Consider the following 16,221-nt stretch of genomic DNA (forward strand, 5'->3'; position numbering starts at 1 on the left):
GGTCAGGCCGCCGTGACGGCGGTGGGCGTGGTCGCGGCCGCGGGACGCTCGATGCGCCAGGCCAGGACCGCCGAGACGAGGCAGCTGAGGAGGAGGTAGGCGGCGACCAGGTACCAGGAGCCCCCGGTCGAGGCGACCAGCGCCGCGGCGATGAACGGGGTGAACCCACCGGCGATCGCGCTGGCGACCTGGTAGCCGACCCCGGCGCCGCTGTAGCGGAACTCCGCGCCGAACATCTCGGTGAACAGCGGCTGTTGCACGCTCACCGCCATGTCGTGCGCGATGTTGAACAGGATGACCGCGAGCAGCGCGACGGCGATCTGCGAACCGCTCTCGATCGCCAGGAAGAACGGCACCGCCGCGAGCACGCCGACGACCGACCCGGTCAGGTAGATGCGGCGTCGGCCGAACCGGTCCGACAGCCAGGCGAACGTGGGGATGGACACGATCCCCAGGGCGCCGACCAGCAGACCGACGTTGAGCATGAAGTCCTTCGAGAACCCGTGCTCGTCGGAGGCGTAGCTGACCGCGAACGTGATCACGATGTAGCCGGAGACCAGCTCGACCAGGCGGAGCCCGAAGATCCGGCCGAAGGCGCCGGGGTGGCTGCGCAGCGCCTCCAGCAGCGGGATCCGGCGGCCGCCCGCGACCCGCTCGGCCCGCTCCACCCGCTCGGCGACCTCCTCGGAGTCCTGGACCCGGGCCCGGACGACGAGCCCGACCAGCACGAGCAGGACGCTGGCCACGAACGGCACCCGCCAGCCCCACGCCAGGAACTGCTCGTCGGTGGTGACCGCACGCATCAGCAGGATCAGGCCGGTGGCGATGATCAGGCCGACGGAGTAGCCGACCTGCACACCGCTGCTGTAGAGCGCCCGCCGCTTCGGTGGGGCGTTCTCCACCCACATGAGGGCCGCGCCGCCCCACTCGCCGCCGACCGCGAAGCCCTGCACGGCCCGCAGCACGACGAGCAGGAAGGGAGCCCACCAGCCGATCGAGTCGTAGGTCGGCAGCAGACCGATCAGCGTGGTGGCCGACCCCATCAGGATCATGGTCAGGACCAGCATCTGCTTCCGGCCGATCCGGTCGCCGAAGTGCCCGAAGACCACGCCGCCGAGCGGGCGGAAGAGAAAGCCCACCCCGAAGGTCGCGAACGCGGCCAGGGTGCCGGCCACCGGGCTGATCCCGGGGAAGAACTGGGAGTTGAAGACGAGGGCGGCGACCAGGCCGTACAGGATGAAGTCGTACCAGTCGATCACCGCCCCGGCGAAGCTGCCGAAGGCGGCCCGACGGGCCCGGCGGTTGTCCTCGGGACTGAAGGTTGCGGCGTCCATGCCCCATCCGTTCCTACAGCCACGCCATCGTCGGCGGGCGGATCGTCGTCGTGCACCCGGGCCCGGTGCTGCTCGACGGCGACACGGACGACGGGATCATCCCGCCGGGCGACTGAGACCCTAGATAGGAGCAAACTAGGATGCAAGTAGTGATGCGATGATGGGGCCGAGATCCGGCACCGCGGTCACCGCGGTCGAGCAAGGGACACCAGCGATGCCAGCGCGACGCTCCGACGGTTCCGGGTCGCTGGCCGCCGACGTCGCAGCCCGGCTCCGTACCGCGATCATGGACGGGGCCTTCGAGCTGGGCGAGGCCCTGTCCGAGGACCTCGTCTCCTCCGCGTTCGGGGTCTCCCGGACCCCGGTCCGCGAGGCGCTCAAGACGCTGCGCACCCAGGGGCTCGTCGAGATCGTGCCGAAATCGGGGACCTACATCTTCCGGCCGAGCGTCGAGCAGCTCCACGAGCTGTGCGAGTGCCGCCTGCGACTGGAGTGCGCGGCGATCGAGCTCGCCCTCGGGACCGATCCCGAGCGGCTGCGGTCCACTCTGGACGGGCTGCTGGCCCCGATGCGCGAGGCGCTCGACGCCGCCGACTTCCTGCGCTACAACCAGCTCGACGCGCAGTTCCACCTGGCGTTCCTGGACTGCTGCGGAAACCGCTACCTGCGCAGCGCCTATGACCTGATCTACGCACAGATCTCGGCGATCCGGGTGCACCTGTCGGTCCGGACGGCGGGCGCCTTCGACGAGTCGATGCGGGAGCACCACACCGTGGTCGAGCTGGTGGCCGGCCGTGACGTCACCGGTCTCGTCACCGTGCTGAGGCACCACATCGACCGGGCGAAGCAGGTCTACGCGACCTCGCTGCAGGAGCGGGAGCGGAGTTCCCGGCTCAGCCGCGGGCAGCGGATCCGGAACAAGCTCTCGCTGTGACCGGGCCGCCCCGGTGCCGCCCGGCCGTCACCCGGCCCGGGGTGACGCCGCGCGCAACACCTGCCTGGGGCCGGTACCGGTGGCCTACCCTTCGCGCGTGTCCGGATCCCGTCCCGCGCTCCCCGCGGCCGACCTCGCCCGCGTGGTCGTGTTCGCCGCGTTCATCGCCGTCCTCGGGCTGTTCCCCGGCTTCGCCGGAGTGGCCGGGGTCCCGATCGTCCTGCAGAACGTCGGCCCGATCCTGGCCGGTGTGATCCTCGGGTGGCGGCTCGGCACGGCCTCGGTCGCGCTGCTGCTGGTGCTCACCGCGGTCGGGCTGCCGCTGCTGTCCGGTGGCCGCAACGGCGCCGCGTTCTTCGGCCCCAGCGGCGGGTTCCTCGTCGGCTGGCTGCTGTCCGCGCTGGTCGCGGGCCTGGTCGTGGCGCGGTTCCGGTCGCGGTCGCTGCCCGTGCTGCTGCTCGCCTGCCTGGCCGGGCTGCTCGCCGACTACGTGATCGGCATGCCGTGGCTGGGCGCCTACATCGGCGACGTCACCGGCGGGATCGTGCAGTCCCTGGTCTTCGTGCCCGGTGACCTGATCAAGATCGTGCTGGCCGCGCTGATCGCGTCGCTGGTGCACCGGGCCCTGCCGGACCTGCTGCCGGTCCGCTCCGCGTCGTCCGAGCCCCGGGTCCGGTGAGCGGGGCGGAACGCGAGACCGCCGACGACGCGGCCGCGCCCGTCGTCCCCGCCCCCTGGCTCCCGCGCGGTCTCGCCGACGCCGTCGCCGCGGCCGGGGAGCGCCTCGCCCGGCTCGGGGTGCGGGCCGGGGAACGCGTCGTGCTCGACACCCCCACCCGGGCCCGCTGGGCGGTGCTGCCCTACCTGCTCGCCGCGGACCGGCTGGGCGCGGCGTCGCTGCTGGCCGACGCCGGCTGGACCGGCCGCGAACGCGACGCGGTGCTCGCCGACGCCGCGCCGCACCACGTCGTCGGCACCGACGGCCGGGCCGCGACCGCCGACGGCGGAGCGCGGACGCCCGGGCTGTTCCTGCTCCCGACGACCTCGGGCAGCACCGGTGTCCCCACCGTGCTGGCCCGCGACCGGCGCTCCTGGCGGATCGGGTTCGACATCCTCGGCGCGCTTCCCGGACCGGTCCTCGTGCCGGGGCCGCCGTCCTCGACGCTTTACCTGTTCGGGGCGCTGCACGCGCTGCACCACGGCCTGGGCCTGGTCACCCGCGGCCGGCTCGACCCGACCGACCTGCCCGACGGCGGCTCGGTCCACCTCGTCCCCGCGCAGCTCACCGCCCTGCTCGACGAGCGCCGGCGTCGCCCGGGCGGCCCCGCACCACGGGTCGTGGTGTGCGGTGGCGCGCACGTCGCGCCGGGGATGCGGGAGCGGGTCGCGCGGCTGCTGCCCGGCACCACGCTGCTCGAGTACTACGGCTCGGCCGAGCACTCGCTGATCGCCACCCGCCGCGACGACGGCCCGCTGCGCCCGGTCGAGGACGTGCACCTCACCGTGCGCGACGGCGTGCTGTGGGTGGACAGCCCGCAGTCGGTGCACGGCCGGTTCACCCGTGGCGCACTCGTCCCGGCCGGCCCCGGTCCGACGACCGTCGGGGACCGCGCCGAACTCACCGACGACGGCGGTCTGACCGTCCTCGGCCGCGCCGCCACGACCATCTCCTCCGGCGGCACACTGGTAGCCGCCGAGGAGGTCGAGCAGGTGCTGCGCGGCGTCGCGGGCGTCGGGGACGTCGTCGTCGCCGGGACCCCGCACGCGTCGCTGGGGATGGTGGTCACGGCGGTCGTCGAGGCCCGCGACGGCGTCCCGGACCGGCGGGCGCTGCGCGCCGCGGCGCGGGCCGGACTGTCCCCGGCGAAGCGCCCGCGCCGCTGGCTGGTCACCCGGGCGTTGCCGCGGCTGGGCTCGGGCAAGCCCGCCCGCGCCGCCGTCGACGCCGCACTGCGCGACGGGACCCTCGACGCCGTCCCGCTCGGAGGGCCCGAGTGACCGGCCCCGGCGGCGGCACCACGGCCGACACCCCGGTCGTCGTCGCCGCGCGGCGCACCCCGATCGGCACCGCGGGCGGCGCGCTGCGCGCGGTGACCGTCGACGCGCTCGCCGCGCCCGTCCTCGCCGCGCTGGCCGGGACCCTCGGGGGCCCGGTCGACGACGTGCTGCTCGGCAACGTCTTCGGCCCCGGCGGCAACCCGGCCCGGGTCGCGGCGCTCGCCGCCGGGCTCGGCGACGACGTGCCCGGCATGACCGTGGACCGGCAGTGCGCGAGCGGGCTGGCCGCGATCCTCACCGCCGCCGCGGGCATCCGCGCCGGGGACGGCGCCGGCTACCTCGCCGGGGGCGCCGAGTCGCCGTCGACCGCGCCTGCGCGGACGTGGGCCGACGGCACCGTCTACACCCGCGCGCCGTTCGCCCCGGCCGGCGACCCGGACCCGGACATGGGGCCCGCCGCCGACGACGTCGCCGACCGGGCGGGCCTCTCCCGCGCGCGGCTCGACGCGTTCGCCGCCCGCAGCCACGCCCGCGCCGTCGACGCGCAGCGCTCCGGCCGCTTCGGCGACGAGCTGGTCCCGGTCGGTGCCGTGCTCACCGACGAGCGTCCCCGCGACCGCTTCACCACCGAGCGGCTCGCCCGGTTCCGGCCCGCGTTCACCCCCGGCGGCGTGCACACCGCCGCGAACTCCTGCGGGGTGAACGACGGGGCCGCCGCCGTCGCGCTGGTGCCGGAGTGGCGACGCCGGGAGCTGGGCGTGCCCGGCCTCGCGCTGGTCTCGGCCGCCACCCGGGGCTGCCCCCCGGCCGACCTCGGGCTCGGCGCCGTCCCCGCCCTCGCCGCGCTCCGCGACCGGCCGCGGTCCCCGGACGCCGTCGAGTTCACCGAGGCGTTCGCCGGGCAGGCGCTGGCCTGCCTCGACGCGGCCGGGATCGACGAGCACCGGGTGAGCCCGGACGGCGGCGCGATCGCGCTCGGTCACCCCTGGGGCGCCTCCGGCGCGGTGCTGGTCGTGCGGCTGTTCCACCGGCTCGTCGTGCAGGGCCGCGGCGAGACCGGGATCGCGGCGCTGTCCTCCGGCGGCGGCCTCGGCGTCGCGACGAGCTGGCGGGTGGTCCGGTGATCGAGTTCGAGGCGGTCGGGCACCGCTACGGCGATCGCACCGTCCTCGACGGCGTCACCCTCACCCTCGCCGAGCCCCGGGTCGCGCTGGTCGGCGCGAACGGCTCCGGCAAGTCCACGCTGGCCCGGACCGTCAACGGGCTCGTCGCGCCGACCGAGGGCACCGTGACCGTCGACGGCCGCGACCCCGCCCGCGACGGTGCCGCCGTCCGCCGCCGGGTCGGGTTCGTCTTCAGCGACCCGGACTCCCAGATCGTCATGCCGACCGCCGGTGAGGACGTCGCGTTCTCGCTGCGCCGGACCGTGCGCGACCGGGCCGAGCGCGCCCGGCTCGCCGCGGAGACGCTCGCCGGGTTCGGGCTGGGCGACCACGTCGAGCACCCCGCGCACCAGCTCTCCGGTGGGCAGAAGCAGCTGCTCGCGCTGGCCGCCGTGCTCGTGCTGGATCCGGACGTGCTGGTCTGCGACGAGCCGACCACCCTGCTCGACCTGCGCAACAAGCGCGCCTTCGCCGACCGGCTCGCCGGGCTGCGCCAGCAGGTCCTGCTCGCCACCCACGACCTGGACCTGATCGACGGCTTCGACCGCGTCGTCGTCCTCGACGGCGGACGGGTCGTCGCCGACGACGAGCCGGGCCCGGCCGTCGCGTACTACCGCAGGCTCTGCGGCTCGTGACCCCGCTGGGGCTCTACGCGCCCGGTGACAGCCTCCTGCACCGGGCGCCCGCCGGGCCGTCGCTGCTCGTGGTGCTGGCCCTCGCGGTCGGAGCGGTGCTCACCGATGACCCGCGGGTGCTCGGCGGGCTGTGCCTGGCCGTCGCCGCCGGCTATGTGGTCGCCCGGATCCCGTGGCACCGGGCCCGGCCGGTGCTGCGCACGCTGGTGCTGCTGGCCGTGCTGCTCGGGGCGGTCCAGTGGTGGCTGCCCGGGCCGGAACGGACTCTGGTGATCGTGCTCCGGCTGGTCGCCGCGATGGGCGCGGCGACCCTGTTCACCCTCACCACCCGGGTGGACGACCTGGTCGGCGCGGTGGAGCGGGGGCTCGGCCCGCTGCGCCGGTTCGGTCTCGCACCCGAGCGCCTCGGCCTTCTCGTCGGGCTGACGGTGCAGTCGATCGGGACACTGTCCGGCATCGCCGGGCAGGTCCGGGCCGCCGCGAAGGCGCGCGGGGCGGACCGCTCCCCGACGGCGTTCGCGGTGCCGTTCCTGGTGCGGACGCTGCGGCACGCGGACGCGCTCGGGGAGGCACTGGCCGCGCGCGGGTGGGGCGACGAGGAACCCGATGACCGACCCGGATCACGAAAGATGGACTAAGCTGGACCAGGTCCGACGGACGGAGGCACCGTGACCGCCGAGTTCAACATCCACGAGGCCAAGACCCACCTGTCCCGACTGCTGGAGCGCGTCGCGGCGGGCGAACACATCGTCATCTCCCGCGCCGGCACTCCCGTGGCGGACCTGGTGCCGCACCGGCGCCGGACCGTGCGCCTGGGCGGGCTCCGCGACCGCGTCCGCTACGACGACGCCGACTTCGAGGGCGTCGACCAGGACATCCAGGCCATGTTCTACGGCGACGATGCTGCTCCTCGATAGCCAGGCCCTGCTGTGGGTCCTCACCGACAGCGAACGGCTCGGCCCGAAGGCCCGCGAGATCGTCGGGACCGCGACCGCGGTCCACGTCTCGGCGGCATCGGTCTGGGAACTCACCATCAAGGCCATGCTGGGGAAGCTCGACGTCCCGGCCGGGCTCCCGGAGCTGCTGGAGGAGCAGGGGCTGGTCGTCCTGGACGTGACGGCCACCCACGCCGAGGGCCTGCGTGCCTTCCCCGAGCTCGTCCGCCACGATCCGTTCGACCGGCTCATCGTCGCCCAGGCGGACCAGGACGGCATGCAACTGCTCACCGCGGACCGGGTACTGCTCGGGCTCGGACGGAGCTTCGTCGTCGACGCGACCCGCTGACCGGGAGGACCCGATGACCGCCCTGCGCGACCATGTGATCCCCCGCCCCGAGGGCGACCTGCACGTCCACCTCGCGGGCGGGTCCGGCCCCCCGGTGCTGCTGCTGTCCGGGGCCGGCCTCGACAACGCGCTGCTCAGCTGGCACCACCTGATCCCCGACCTCGCCCGCGACCACCGCGTCATCGCCCCCGACTGGCCGAAGCAGGGACGCAGCCGGCCGTGGCGGGGCCGGGCCGGCCACGACGTGCTGCTCCGGACGGTCGTCGACGTGCTGGACGACCTCGGCGTCGAGCGTGCTGCGGTCGTCGGGCTCTCCCAGGGCGGCGCCCTCGCACTGGCCGCCGCGATCGAGCACCCGGAGCGGGTGGAGCGCGTGGTGGCGCTCGCACCGGCCGGGACACTGAGCTTCCCGCCGGGGCTGCACCAGCTGTTGTGGCTGACCGCGCGGGTGCCGCTGCTCTCGCGGACGCTGCCGAACCTGGTGTTCCGGAGCCGGTCGGCGGTCACCGCGTTCACCCGGCGGGCGCTCTTCGGCGACGCAGGCCGCGTGGCCGATCTCGACGGGATCGTCGATCAGATCCTGGCCGAGGCCCGGGCCGGGAACGCGGGCAGCTCCGACTGGCAGAACGACTCGATCGGGTTCCGCAGGATGCGGGTCGACCTGCGCCCCCGGCTCCCGGAGATCCGCTGCCCCGCCCTGTTCGTGCAGGGCGACCGGGACGCGGGCGTCCCCGTCGCGACGACCCGAGCGGCCGCCGCGGCCGTCCCGGGCGCCCGGTTCGTGGTGCTGCCCGGCCGGGGGCACTGGTCCAACCGGGAGTCCCCGGACGAGGTGAACGCGCTGGTCAGGGAGTTCCTCGACGGCTAGGGAGTGTCCGGTCCAGGCCCCGCATCTCGCGCAGCGCGTCGTCGAGGGTCCGGTACCCCAGCGACTGCAGCACCGCCCCCTCCACCTCGGCGGTCAGCCGGGCGAAGTACTCCGCGGCGTTCGTCGTCACCGGGCAGACGTGCTCGCTCTCCGGGCGACACGCCCAGAGCGGCTTCTCCCCCACCGCGCAGCGGTAGATCTCGGCAAGGGTGATCTCCCCGGCCGGCCGGGCGAGCCGGGCACCCCCGCTGCGTCCCCTGCTGGACTCGACGAGGCCGTGCACCCCGAGCGGCACCAGCAGCTTGCGCACCACGCTGGCGTTCGTCCCGAGTGCCTCGGCGAGCCGTCCGGAGCTGACCGTCGGGCTGTCGCCCTCGGCCGCGGCGGCGAGGTACAGCATCGCCTGCAGGGCACTGGAGAACCGGATGTCCAGCACGACCTCACCTCCCGTCCCGGGCCGTCAGCGTACCCGTCGCGCCGAAAAGGTGGTGGTCACTGTTGCACTTCGTGGTGTCATATGTATCTTTGATCAGAACCATTTGACGTCTCCGCCCGGACCCGCCGACGTGCCTGGACGGCCCACCCCACAGGAGTGCCTCGTGTCCACCCGCGCCGCACGGCTTCTCGGCCGCCCGTACACCCTCGGCTCCGCGGAGCTGCCCAACCGCATCGTCATGGCCCCGATGACCCGGGCGTTCTCCCCCGGCGGTGTCCCCGGCGCCGACGTGGCGGCCTACTACGCGCGCCGAGCCGCCGCCGGGACCGGCCTGATCATCACCGAGGGCACCTACATCGACGACCCCTCCGCGGGCGACGTCGCCGCCGTCCCGCGCTTCCACGGAGAGGCGTCGCTGGCCGGGTGGGCGGACGTCGTCGAGGCGGTGCACGGGGCGGGCGGCCGGATCATGCCGCAGATCTGGCACGTCGGGATCACCCGCGAGGCCGGGAAGCCGCCGTTCCCCGAGGCGCCGTCGGTCGGCCCGTCCGGCATCGCGCTCGACGGCACCGAGGGTGCCGGGACCGCACTGGACCTCGCCGGGATCGACCGGATCGTCGGCGCGTTCGCCGAGGCCGCCGCGCAGGCCGAGCGGATCGGCTTCGACGGTGTCGAACTGCACGGCGCGCACGGCTACCTGATCGACGAGTTCCTGTGGGAGCGGACCAACCGCCGCACCGACGGCTACGCCGGCGGCGCCGCCGAGCGGGCCCGCTTCGCCGCCGAGATCGTCGCCGCCGTCCGCGAGCGCGTCGCCCCCGACTTCCCGGTCGTGTTCCGGTTCTCCCAGTGGAAGGCCGGTGCCTACGACGCGCAGCTCGCCCGGACCCCCGACGAGCTGGCCGACGTGCTGACCCCGCTCGCCGACGCCGGGGTGACCGCCTTCCACGCGTCCGGGCGCCGCTACTGGGAGCCGGAGTTCCCCGAGGCCGACGCCGAGCTGAACATCGCCGGGTGGACGCGCAAGGTCACCGGCCTGCCGACGATCACCGTCGGCTCCGTCGGCCTGGACCAGGTCTTCGCACCGGAGATGTTCTCCGGCGGCGACGCGCACGCCGACGTCAGCGGCGTCGAGAAGCTCCTCGACCGGCTGGAGGACGACGAGTTCGACCTCGTCGCCGTCGGCCGTGCGCTGCTGGCGGACCCGGAGTGGGCACAGAAGGTGCTCGAGGGCCGCGAGTCCGAGCTGGTGCCGTTCAGCAAGGCCGCACTGGGGACACTGCGCTGATCCGTGCATCAACTCGCATCAGACGCTACCGGACGAGGGGCCGTCGGCTGGTCATGCCAGAAGATCCCGACGTTCACCCCGTGTCTACGCCCACCGTCGAGCGACCCGAATCGCCCGGGCGATAGCCTCTGTGGTGCGACTGTGAACGGTCGCGAGTCATCGCGAGGGAGTAGATGTGGTCGCCGACACCGGCACGTGGGTGGTGATCCCCGTATACAACGAGGAGGCCGTCATCGCCGACGTCGTCTCGGAGGTCGCCGCACACTTTCCCAACATCGCGTGCATCGACGACGGCAGCAGAGACGGTTCGGCGGACCGCATCGCGTCCACCTCCGCCCATCTGATCCGCCATCCGATCAATCTTGGACAGGGCGCCTCACTGCAGACCGGCATTGAATACGCGCTTCGTCGTGACGCCGAGCGCATCGTCACCTTCGATGCGGACGGACAGCACGACGTCGAGGACGCCGTCCGCATGGTGGAGTTCCTCATCCGGGACCGCGCGGACGTCGTGCTCGGATCCCGTTTCCTGGGTTCCAGCGAGCCGGTCCCCGTGCTGAAGCGACTCGTTCTGCGAACGGTCGCCACGCTGTCGCCAGCCAGCCGCAAGCTGAAACTGACCGACGCTCACAACGGTCTGCGGGCACTGAACCGTGCGGTCGTCGAGGACATGCGCATCAGCATGAACGGAATGGCGCACGCGTCGGAAATCGTGGCCTTACTCGCCCGATCGTCGTGGCGAATCCAAGAGGTCCCCGTCACGATCCGCTACACCGAGTACTCCCGATCGAAGGGTCAATCGCTGTTCAACGGGGTAAACATCCTTTTCGATCTCTCTGTTAGACAGCGATGACTCAGGAGGCGAACATCGTGATCCTGCAGATTCTCCTCGTCGCCTCGGCACTTGGCGCGCTCGTCTACTTCGTGCGCAGCGGCCAGACCGTCGGCGTGCGGGCGAGCAAGCGGCTCGCCTTCGGACTCTTCGTGGTGGTGAACATCTATGCGGTCCTGCGACCCGAGGACGTGACCGTGCTCGCCCGCCTCGTTGGCGTGGGTCGCGGCACCGATCTGATTGTATACCTGTTGGTGGTCGGATTCGTGTTCGGCATGCTGAACACGTACCTACGCGATCGAGAGATCAGCCAACACCTCACCAATCTGGCGCGCCAAATTGCGGTCCGTGACGCAGAGCTGACCCGTCGCGAGCAAGACCTCGAGCGACGACTCACCGTTGTCGAGCAGCGCCCCTCCGGGACAAACGGGCACCACCCGACTGTCAGCGAGACTGGCTCCGACGAAGTGGGAACGGCCCGCACCGGCATGGGCTGAGCGGGTTCCTTAAATCACGATCCGGTCGCAGACGACGACACGTCGGACATAGGCACCGATCATGCATTCAGTTGCTCGTAGCCTTAGCCGGATGCAGAAGTGTAGCGACGACGCTGCGCGGGACACAGCTGGGAGCTGCTTGTGAGCTGGCTCGCGGCCATTCCAGCTGCTGTGATCGCGGTCGGGTGGTGCCTTCTCCCTGGAGCCCTGCTCCTTCAGGTATTGGGATAGCGAGGAGTCGCCTGTTGGGGCGGTTCCCCTATCATCTCGGTCGCCTTCATCGCTGTGGCCGCAGTGGTGGCCGGGCGGTTCAGGGTCCCCTGGGACCGTTGCCCGTCGTCGGCGCGGTCGCGGTCTGCGCCGCCGTACTGTTCGTCCTTCGGGCGGCCGCACCTCGCCCCCTTCGCTCCGCTGCAGACACCGAGCAAGTGTCGCGGCGGCGAGCGCTGGCCGACGGGGGACCGGACGGCCCGATGGCACGACCGGCTCTGCTGGTCGGGCTACTCGTCACGGTGGCCATCGGGTGGCTGACCGTCGTCCTGGCCATCGGCGATGTCGACGCCATCTCACCGACCTACGACGCCGTGCACCACTACAGCGCCGTCGCCCGCGTCCTGAGCACCGGCGACGGGTCGTCGCTGACACTCGGCGAGATCACCAGTCCCGGCCGGCCGGACGCATATCCAGCGGCTTGGCACGACCTCGTCGCCCTCGTGTCGCTGACTTCAGGCCTCACCGTCCCCGCCGCGTCGAACGTCATGGCGTTCACCGCGGCGGCGGTCGTTTGGCCACTCTGCTGCACTCTGCTCGCGCGGCAAGTCGCCGGCCCACGAACGGGAATCCTGCTGGTCACCCCGATACTTGCGACGGCCTTCACCGCCATGCCCTGGTTGATGATGACCTGGGGTGTGCTTTGGCCCAACCTCCTCGGGCTGGCGCTCGCACCTGCCGCACTGGCCGCAGTAGTCGGCTTTACGACGTCGTGGGAGGACGGAGCCCTGAGCCGCCCGGCCTCGCTGCTCCTCGGGTCGTTCGCCACCATCGGATTGGCGCTCGCCCACCCCAACGCGGTGGTGAGCGTGCTGGTGCTCGGACTGTCTCCGATCGCCGTCGCCGCGATCAGGTCGACAGTCGGATCCATCCGCCGTCGACGGTACGTCCAGGCCGTTGCAGCCCCGGTCGGCGCCGCGGCCAATCTCTTGGAGTCCTCTGGCTCCTGGCATGGTCACCCTTCCTCGCCGGCGTCCGTTCCTTTGACTGGCCAGCGTCGATGGGCGCCCGGGACGCGTTGCTCGGAGTCCTGTGGAACGGGACCAACGGCCGCCCGCCGCTGTACGTCGTCTCAATGCTGGTCCTAGTCGGCTCGGTGTTCGCACTACGCCGTGCCCGCACCGCCTGGCTCGTACCCGCCCACCTCACCTCCGCCCTCCTGTACGTCCTGGCCGTGGCGCGCGAGGGCGAAACGATGACCGCACTGACCGGGGCCTGGTACAACGACTCCTACCGGCTCGCGGCCATTTCCCCATCACCGGTGTCCCTCTCGCCGCCCTCGGAGTGACCGAACTGGTTGGGCTATCGGTCAAGGTGTGGGCACGCCAGACGGAGCGGGATCCGACAGATCCCGGTCTTCAGACGATCGCCACGGCTGCGGTCGCCGTGACCGCTACCGTGCTCGTCGTGGCGTCGAACGGTTTCCGGGTCGGGGCACACGCGTTCGTGGTGGCCGGGACCTACCAGCGCGAAGCAACCTGGATGCTCCAGCCCGGGCAGCGAGACTTCCTGGAGGCGGCCGGGAGCGACGTCCCTCCCGATACGGACGTCGCGGCGAACCCGTGGACCGGCAACGCACTGATCTACGCCCTAACCGGCCGCGAGACGACGTTCCCGCACCTGTCCGGGAACTAGACCCCGGACCAGAAGCTCATCCAGCAGCGGCTTCGTGACGCGGCCGGCGACCCGTCCGTCTGCGCGGCCGTCCGTTCTTCCGGCCTGGGATACGCGATCGACGGACCCGTGTCGTACTGGCCGTGGGACGACCGGCCGCACAGCTTCCCCGGCCTCAGCAACCTGGACGACGCCCCCGGGTTCGAGCCCGTCCTCTCCGGGGGCGGCAGCACGCTCTACCGGATCACCGCCTGCGGCGCGGTCCCCGCCCGCTCCACCGGCTGAGGCACCCGCGGTTACCGTGTGCGCGCAGCCGGGTGCACACACCGTCCGCCCCGGAGGAAGGCAGGTATGCGCGCGCTCGTCACCGGCGGAGCCGGCTTCATCGGCTCCACCCTGGTCGAGTCCCTGCTCACCCGCGGCGACGACGTCCTCGTCGTCGACGACCTCTCCGCCGGGACCCGGGACAACCTCGCCCCGGGTGTCACGGTGGCCGAGCTCGACATCCGCGACACCGAGGCGCTGACGAAGACCGCGGCGGAGTACCGCCCGGACGCGGTGTTCCACCTGGCCGCCCAGATCGACGTACGCCGCTCGATGGAGGACCCGGTGCACGACGCCTCGGTCAACGTCCTCGGCACGCTGAGCGTGCTGCAGGCGGCCCGGGACGCGGGCGCGGGCGCGGTCGTCGTCTGTTCCACCGGCGGCGCCATCTACGGCGACGGCGCCCCCCTGCCGACGACCGAGGCGGAGCCGGCCGAGCCGGAGTCGCCGTACGGGATGAGCAAGCTCGCCGCGGAGCGCTACACCCGGTTCTTCGTGCGGGCGCACGGCCTCCCGGCGCTGGTGCTGCGCTTCGCGAACGTCTACGGGCCGCGCCAGCACCCGGCGGGCGGGGCCGGGGTCGTCTCGCTGTTCTGCGACCGGGCCCGCACCGGGCTGCGGCCGACCGTGTTCGGCGACGGCGGCCAGACCCGCGACTTCCTCTACGTCGGCGACGTCGCCCGGGCGGCGCTCGCCTCCGCCGACCGGCTCGCGGCCGGGGAGCTGGCCGGCGAGGTGTTCAACGTCGGCACCGGCACCGAGTCCACGGTCGTCGAGCTGGCCGCGACGATCGGGGAGATCGCCGGGCTCGCCCCGGAGGCGTTCGCGCCGGAGTTCCTCCCGGCCCGGGCCGGGGAGCTGCGCCGCAGCTGCCTCGACCCGTCGCGCGGGATCGCCGCGCTCGGTCTGCCCGCGCCGACCCCGCTCGCCGAGGGCCTCGCGCACACCTGGGCCTGGCACACCGGGCTCTGAGACACCGGGCACCGACACACCTCGGGCCCGGTCCCCGTGCGGGGGGCCGGGCCCGGGGTGGGCGACGTCAGCTGTAGACGGCCAGGGTGAGCATCGCGATCCAGGCCAGCGCCAGGACCTGCAGCGCCCGGTCGCCGAGCGCGATCTCCTCGGGCTCGCCGCCGGTGCCCCGGTCGACGTCCACCGAGTAGCGCAGCACCGCGATCACGAACGGCACGATCGACAGCACCGACCACACCGAGTTGTGGTCCTCGCGGATCTCGAACGCCCACAGCCCGTACATGACGATCATGACGGTGGCCGAGAGCGACCAGATGTAGCGCAGGTAGGACGCCGTGTAGTTCTCCAGCGACTTGCGGATCTTGGCCCCGGTGCGCTCGGCGAGGTTGATCTCGGCGTAGCGCTTGCCGGCGACCATGAACAGCGAGCCGAACCCGGTGACCAGCAGGAACCACTGCGACAGCGGGATGCCGGTGGCCACACCACCGGCGATGGAGCGCATCAGGAAGCCGGAGGCGACGATGCAGATGTCGAGCACCGGCTGGTGCTTGAGCCACAGGCAGTAGGACAGCTGCACCGCCACGTAGACGGCGAGGACGATGATCAGCTGCCAGGTCACCGCGAACGACAGCGCGATCGATCCGGCGAACAGCACGCCCGCCGCGACGAAGGCCAGCGGCACCGGGACGATGCCGGACGCGATCGGGCGGCGCCGCTTGGTCGGGTGCGCCCGGTCGGCCTCGACGTCGAGCGCGTCGTTGACCAGGTAGACGCCGGACGCGGCCAGCGAGAACGCGACGAACGCGATCACACAGTCGATCAGGACCGGCACGTCGAACAGCTGGCCACTGACGAACGGCGCGGCGAAGACCAGGACGTTCTTCACCCACTGGCGGGGGCGCATCGTCTTGAGCAGGCCGCGGGCGACCATCGTGGTGGTGCGCTCGGACGGGTCCATCGGCACGTGCGGGGCGTGCTCGGCGGCGACGGCGGCCGGGGCCGCGTCGGCCTCGTGGCCCTCGGGGGCGCCTGCGTCGTCGGGGGCGTCCGGGACGACGGGGGTCTGCGGGTCGGCGGCCCGGGCGACCTTCTCCTTCTCGGAGTCGTCGCGGTCGACCTTCGTGGGGTCGGTGCTGGTCATGCGCTCACCCTCCGGTGGTGGGGTTGCGTGAGATCACGCGACGCGCGGTACCGGCGACGGCCGCGCCGAGCGCGGTGCCGGTGGCGACGTCGGTCGGGTAGTGCACGCCGAGGACCAGGCGCGACAGCGCCATCAGGCCCACACCCGCCGCGGCCACCGGGCGGGAGCGCCTGCCCAGCAGGCCGCCGTAGAGCACGGCGGCGGCGGTGGTGGACGTGGCGTGCGAGGACGGGAAGCTCAGCCGGCTCGGGGTGCCCACCAGGACCCGGACCGCGGGGTGGTCGGGGCGGCGGCGCCGGACGACGCGCTTGATCCCGATCGAGGCGCCGTGCGCGAACGCGACGGCCGCGGCGGAGCCGAGCCACTCGCGACGGCGGGGGCGGTCCAGCGCGGCACCCACGACGCCGATCGCCAGCCAGCCCGCGGCGTGCTCGCCGAACAGCGACATCCCGCGGGCGACCCGCACGGTGGCGTCGCATCCGAGAGCGCCCTGCACGGACGCCAGCACAGCGACCTCGCCGGTGGGCGGGACGTCGGCGGGCGGTTGCGGACCGGAACGGTCCAGGGTGTCTGCCGTGTCAGCCACGGGTGGGGGCCTCCTGGCGCGGACGCTGGCACCCGGCTCGCGGGC

General features: G+C 73.0%; 19 protein-coding genes and 1 pseudogene. 16 read left to right on the top strand and 4 right to left on the bottom strand.

All coding sequences use genetic code 11. The features are described 5' to 3' along the window. Window positions 1–2: 2 nt before the first annotated feature. Complete coding sequence (gene shiA / locus KPF22_RS29380) at window positions 3–1,334, bottom strand: shikimate transporter (protein WP_224403942.1); 1,332 nt, start codon at window positions 1,332–1,334, stop codon at window positions 3–5. Between shiA and KPF22_RS32500 the strand changes: the two genes are divergently transcribed. The 10 genes from KPF22_RS32500 (at window position 1,322) to KPF22_RS29425 (ending at window position 8,216) form a co-directional block, all read left to right on the top strand. Beyond that, on the top strand, window positions 1,322–1,450 hold the full coding sequence (locus KPF22_RS32500) for a hypothetical protein (protein WP_255625202.1): 129 nt from the start codon (window positions 1,322–1,324) through the stop codon (window positions 1,448–1,450). The genes shiA and KPF22_RS32500 overlap by 13 nt on opposite strands. A 98-nt stretch (window positions 1,451–1,548) precedes the next feature. After that, window positions 1,549–2,268, top strand: coding sequence for a GntR family transcriptional regulator (locus KPF22_RS29385; RefSeq protein ID WP_224403943.1), 720 nt, complete (start codon window positions 1,549–1,551; stop codon window positions 2,266–2,268). A 97-nt stretch (window positions 2,269–2,365) separates the two neighbouring features. After that, the gene (locus tag KPF22_RS29390) at window positions 2,366–2,947 is read left to right on the top strand and encodes a biotin transporter BioY (protein WP_224403944.1); all 582 of its coding nucleotides are present in this window, start codon (window positions 2,366–2,368) and stop codon (window positions 2,945–2,947) included. Beyond that, the gene (locus KPF22_RS33435; protein ID WP_208818700.1) at window positions 2,944–4,266 is read left to right on the top strand and encodes a hypothetical protein; all 1,323 of its coding nucleotides are present in this window, start codon (window positions 2,944–2,946) and stop codon (window positions 4,264–4,266) included. The genes KPF22_RS29390 and KPF22_RS33435 overlap by 4 nt, the downstream gene beginning before the upstream one ends. After that, window positions 4,263–5,390 carry a thiolase family protein gene (locus tag KPF22_RS29400; protein WP_208818701.1) on the top strand — a complete coding sequence of 376 codons (1,128 nt, stop codon included), beginning with the start codon at window positions 4,263–4,265 and terminating at the stop codon, window positions 5,388–5,390. Before KPF22_RS33435 ends, KPF22_RS29400 begins: the two co-directional genes overlap by 4 nt. Further along, a complete protein-coding gene (locus KPF22_RS29405) occupies window positions 5,387–6,064 on the top strand; it encodes an energy-coupling factor ABC transporter ATP-binding protein (RefSeq protein WP_224403945.1) in 678 nt (225 codons plus the stop codon). Before KPF22_RS29400 ends, KPF22_RS29405 begins: the two co-directional genes overlap by 4 nt. Continuing rightward, on the top strand, window positions 6,061–6,702 hold the full coding sequence (locus KPF22_RS29410) for an energy-coupling factor transporter transmembrane protein EcfT (RefSeq protein ID WP_224403946.1): 642 nt from the start codon (window positions 6,061–6,063) through the stop codon (window positions 6,700–6,702). Before KPF22_RS29405 ends, KPF22_RS29410 begins: the two co-directional genes overlap by 4 nt. Before the next feature lie 30 nt (window positions 6,703–6,732). Next, the gene (locus KPF22_RS29415; RefSeq protein WP_224403947.1) at window positions 6,733–6,981 is read left to right on the top strand and encodes a type II toxin-antitoxin system Phd/YefM family antitoxin; all 249 of its coding nucleotides are present in this window, start codon (window positions 6,733–6,735) and stop codon (window positions 6,979–6,981) included. After that, window positions 6,965–7,348 carry a type II toxin-antitoxin system VapC family toxin gene (locus KPF22_RS29420; RefSeq protein ID WP_224403948.1) on the top strand — a complete coding sequence of 128 codons (384 nt, stop codon included), beginning with the start codon at window positions 6,965–6,967 and terminating at the stop codon, window positions 7,346–7,348. The genes KPF22_RS29415 and KPF22_RS29420 overlap by 17 nt, the downstream gene beginning before the upstream one ends. Before the next feature lie 13 nt (window positions 7,349–7,361). Beyond that, window positions 7,362–8,216: an alpha/beta fold hydrolase gene (locus KPF22_RS29425; RefSeq protein ID WP_208818706.1), complete on the top strand. Its 855-nt coding sequence runs from the start codon at window positions 7,362–7,364 to the stop codon at window positions 8,214–8,216. Here KPF22_RS29425 and KPF22_RS29430 read toward each other — a convergent pair. Continuing rightward, complete coding sequence (locus tag KPF22_RS29430) at window positions 8,194–8,652, bottom strand: Rrf2 family transcriptional regulator (RefSeq protein WP_208818707.1); 459 nt, start codon at window positions 8,650–8,652, stop codon at window positions 8,194–8,196. The genes KPF22_RS29425 and KPF22_RS29430 overlap by 23 nt on opposite strands. Window positions 8,653–8,815: 163 nt before the next feature. Between KPF22_RS29430 and KPF22_RS29435 the strand changes: the two genes are divergently transcribed. The 6 genes and pseudogenes from KPF22_RS29435 to KPF22_RS29470 all read left to right on the top strand — a co-directional run bounded on the left by KPF22_RS29435 (window position 8,816) and on the right by KPF22_RS29470 (window position 14,449). Continuing rightward, entirely contained in the window at window positions 8,816–9,940 is a 1,125-nt protein-coding gene (locus KPF22_RS29435; protein ID WP_224403949.1) for a 12-oxophytodienoate reductase, read from the top strand. Between the two features lie 175 nt (window positions 9,941–10,115). Beyond that, window positions 10,116–10,793 carry a glycosyltransferase family 2 protein gene (locus tag KPF22_RS29440; RefSeq protein WP_224403950.1) on the top strand — a complete coding sequence of 226 codons (678 nt, stop codon included), beginning with the start codon at window positions 10,116–10,118 and terminating at the stop codon, window positions 10,791–10,793. A gap of 17 nt (window positions 10,794–10,810) precedes the next feature. Further along, window positions 10,811–11,269, top strand: a complete 459-nt coding sequence (locus tag KPF22_RS29445; RefSeq protein ID WP_224403951.1) for a DUF2304 domain-containing protein — start codon at window positions 10,811–10,813, stop codon at window positions 11,267–11,269. Window positions 11,270–11,457: 188 nt separating this feature from the next. Beyond that, window positions 11,458–12,627 carry a DUF6541 family protein gene (locus KPF22_RS29450; RefSeq protein WP_308010487.1) on the top strand — a complete coding sequence of 390 codons (1,170 nt, stop codon included), beginning with the start codon at window positions 11,458–11,460 and terminating at the stop codon, window positions 12,625–12,627. After that, window positions 12,528–13,438: pseudogene (locus KPF22_RS33440) on the top strand (DUF6541 family protein); the annotation flags it as partial. The gene KPF22_RS29450 and the pseudogene KPF22_RS33440, both read left to right, overlap by 100 nt. A 66-nt stretch (window positions 13,439–13,504) precedes the next feature. Beyond that, window positions 13,505–14,449 (top strand): NAD-dependent epimerase/dehydratase family protein, encoded by a 945-nt coding sequence (locus KPF22_RS29470; RefSeq protein WP_224403956.1) that lies wholly within the window; start codon window positions 13,505–13,507, stop codon window positions 14,447–14,449. 67 nt (window positions 14,450–14,516) lie between these two features. Here the strand turns inward: KPF22_RS29470 and KPF22_RS29475 are convergent, their stop codons facing one another. Together KPF22_RS29475 and KPF22_RS29480 are read right to left on the bottom strand one after the other, a co-directional pair. Then, complete coding sequence (locus tag KPF22_RS29475) at window positions 14,517–15,590, bottom strand: decaprenyl-phosphate phosphoribosyltransferase (protein WP_208818715.1); 1,074 nt, start codon at window positions 15,588–15,590, stop codon at window positions 14,517–14,519. A gap of 4 nt (window positions 15,591–15,594) precedes the next feature. Further along, window positions 15,595–16,176 (bottom strand): phosphatase PAP2 family protein, encoded by a 582-nt coding sequence (locus KPF22_RS29480; protein ID WP_224403957.1) that lies wholly within the window; start codon window positions 16,174–16,176, stop codon window positions 15,595–15,597. Window positions 16,177–16,221 lie beyond the last annotated feature (45 nt).

Source organism: Pseudonocardia sp. ICBG1034 (assembly GCF_020131375.1).
In the GTDB taxonomy this organism is placed as follows: domain Bacteria; phylum Actinomycetota; class Actinomycetes; order Mycobacteriales; family Pseudonocardiaceae; genus Pseudonocardia; species Pseudonocardia alni.

What these genes read in the sequence shown, in the direction of transcription:
- KPF22_RS29475 (WP_208818715.1), bottom strand. Translation starts at nt 15,590, where the DNA reads ATGACCAGCACCGACCCCACGAAGGTCGACCGCGACGACTCCGAGAAG.
- KPF22_RS29385 (WP_224403943.1), top strand. Translation starts at nt 1,549, where the DNA reads ATGCCAGCGCGACGCTCCGACGGTTCCGGGTCGCTGGCCGCCGACGTC.
- KPF22_RS29420 (WP_224403948.1), top strand. Translation starts at nt 6,965, where the DNA reads ATGCTGCTCCTCGATAGCCAGGCCCTGCTGTGGGTCCTCACCGACAGC.
- KPF22_RS29470 (WP_224403956.1), top strand. Translation starts at nt 13,505, where the DNA reads ATGCGCGCGCTCGTCACCGGCGGAGCCGGCTTCATCGGCTCCACCCTG.
- KPF22_RS29425 (WP_208818706.1), top strand. Translation starts at nt 7,362, where the DNA reads ATGACCGCCCTGCGCGACCATGTGATCCCCCGCCCCGAGGGCGACCTG.
- shiA (WP_224403942.1), bottom strand. Translation starts at nt 1,334, where the DNA reads ATGGACGCCGCAACCTTCAGTCCCGAGGACAACCGCCGGGCCCGTCGG.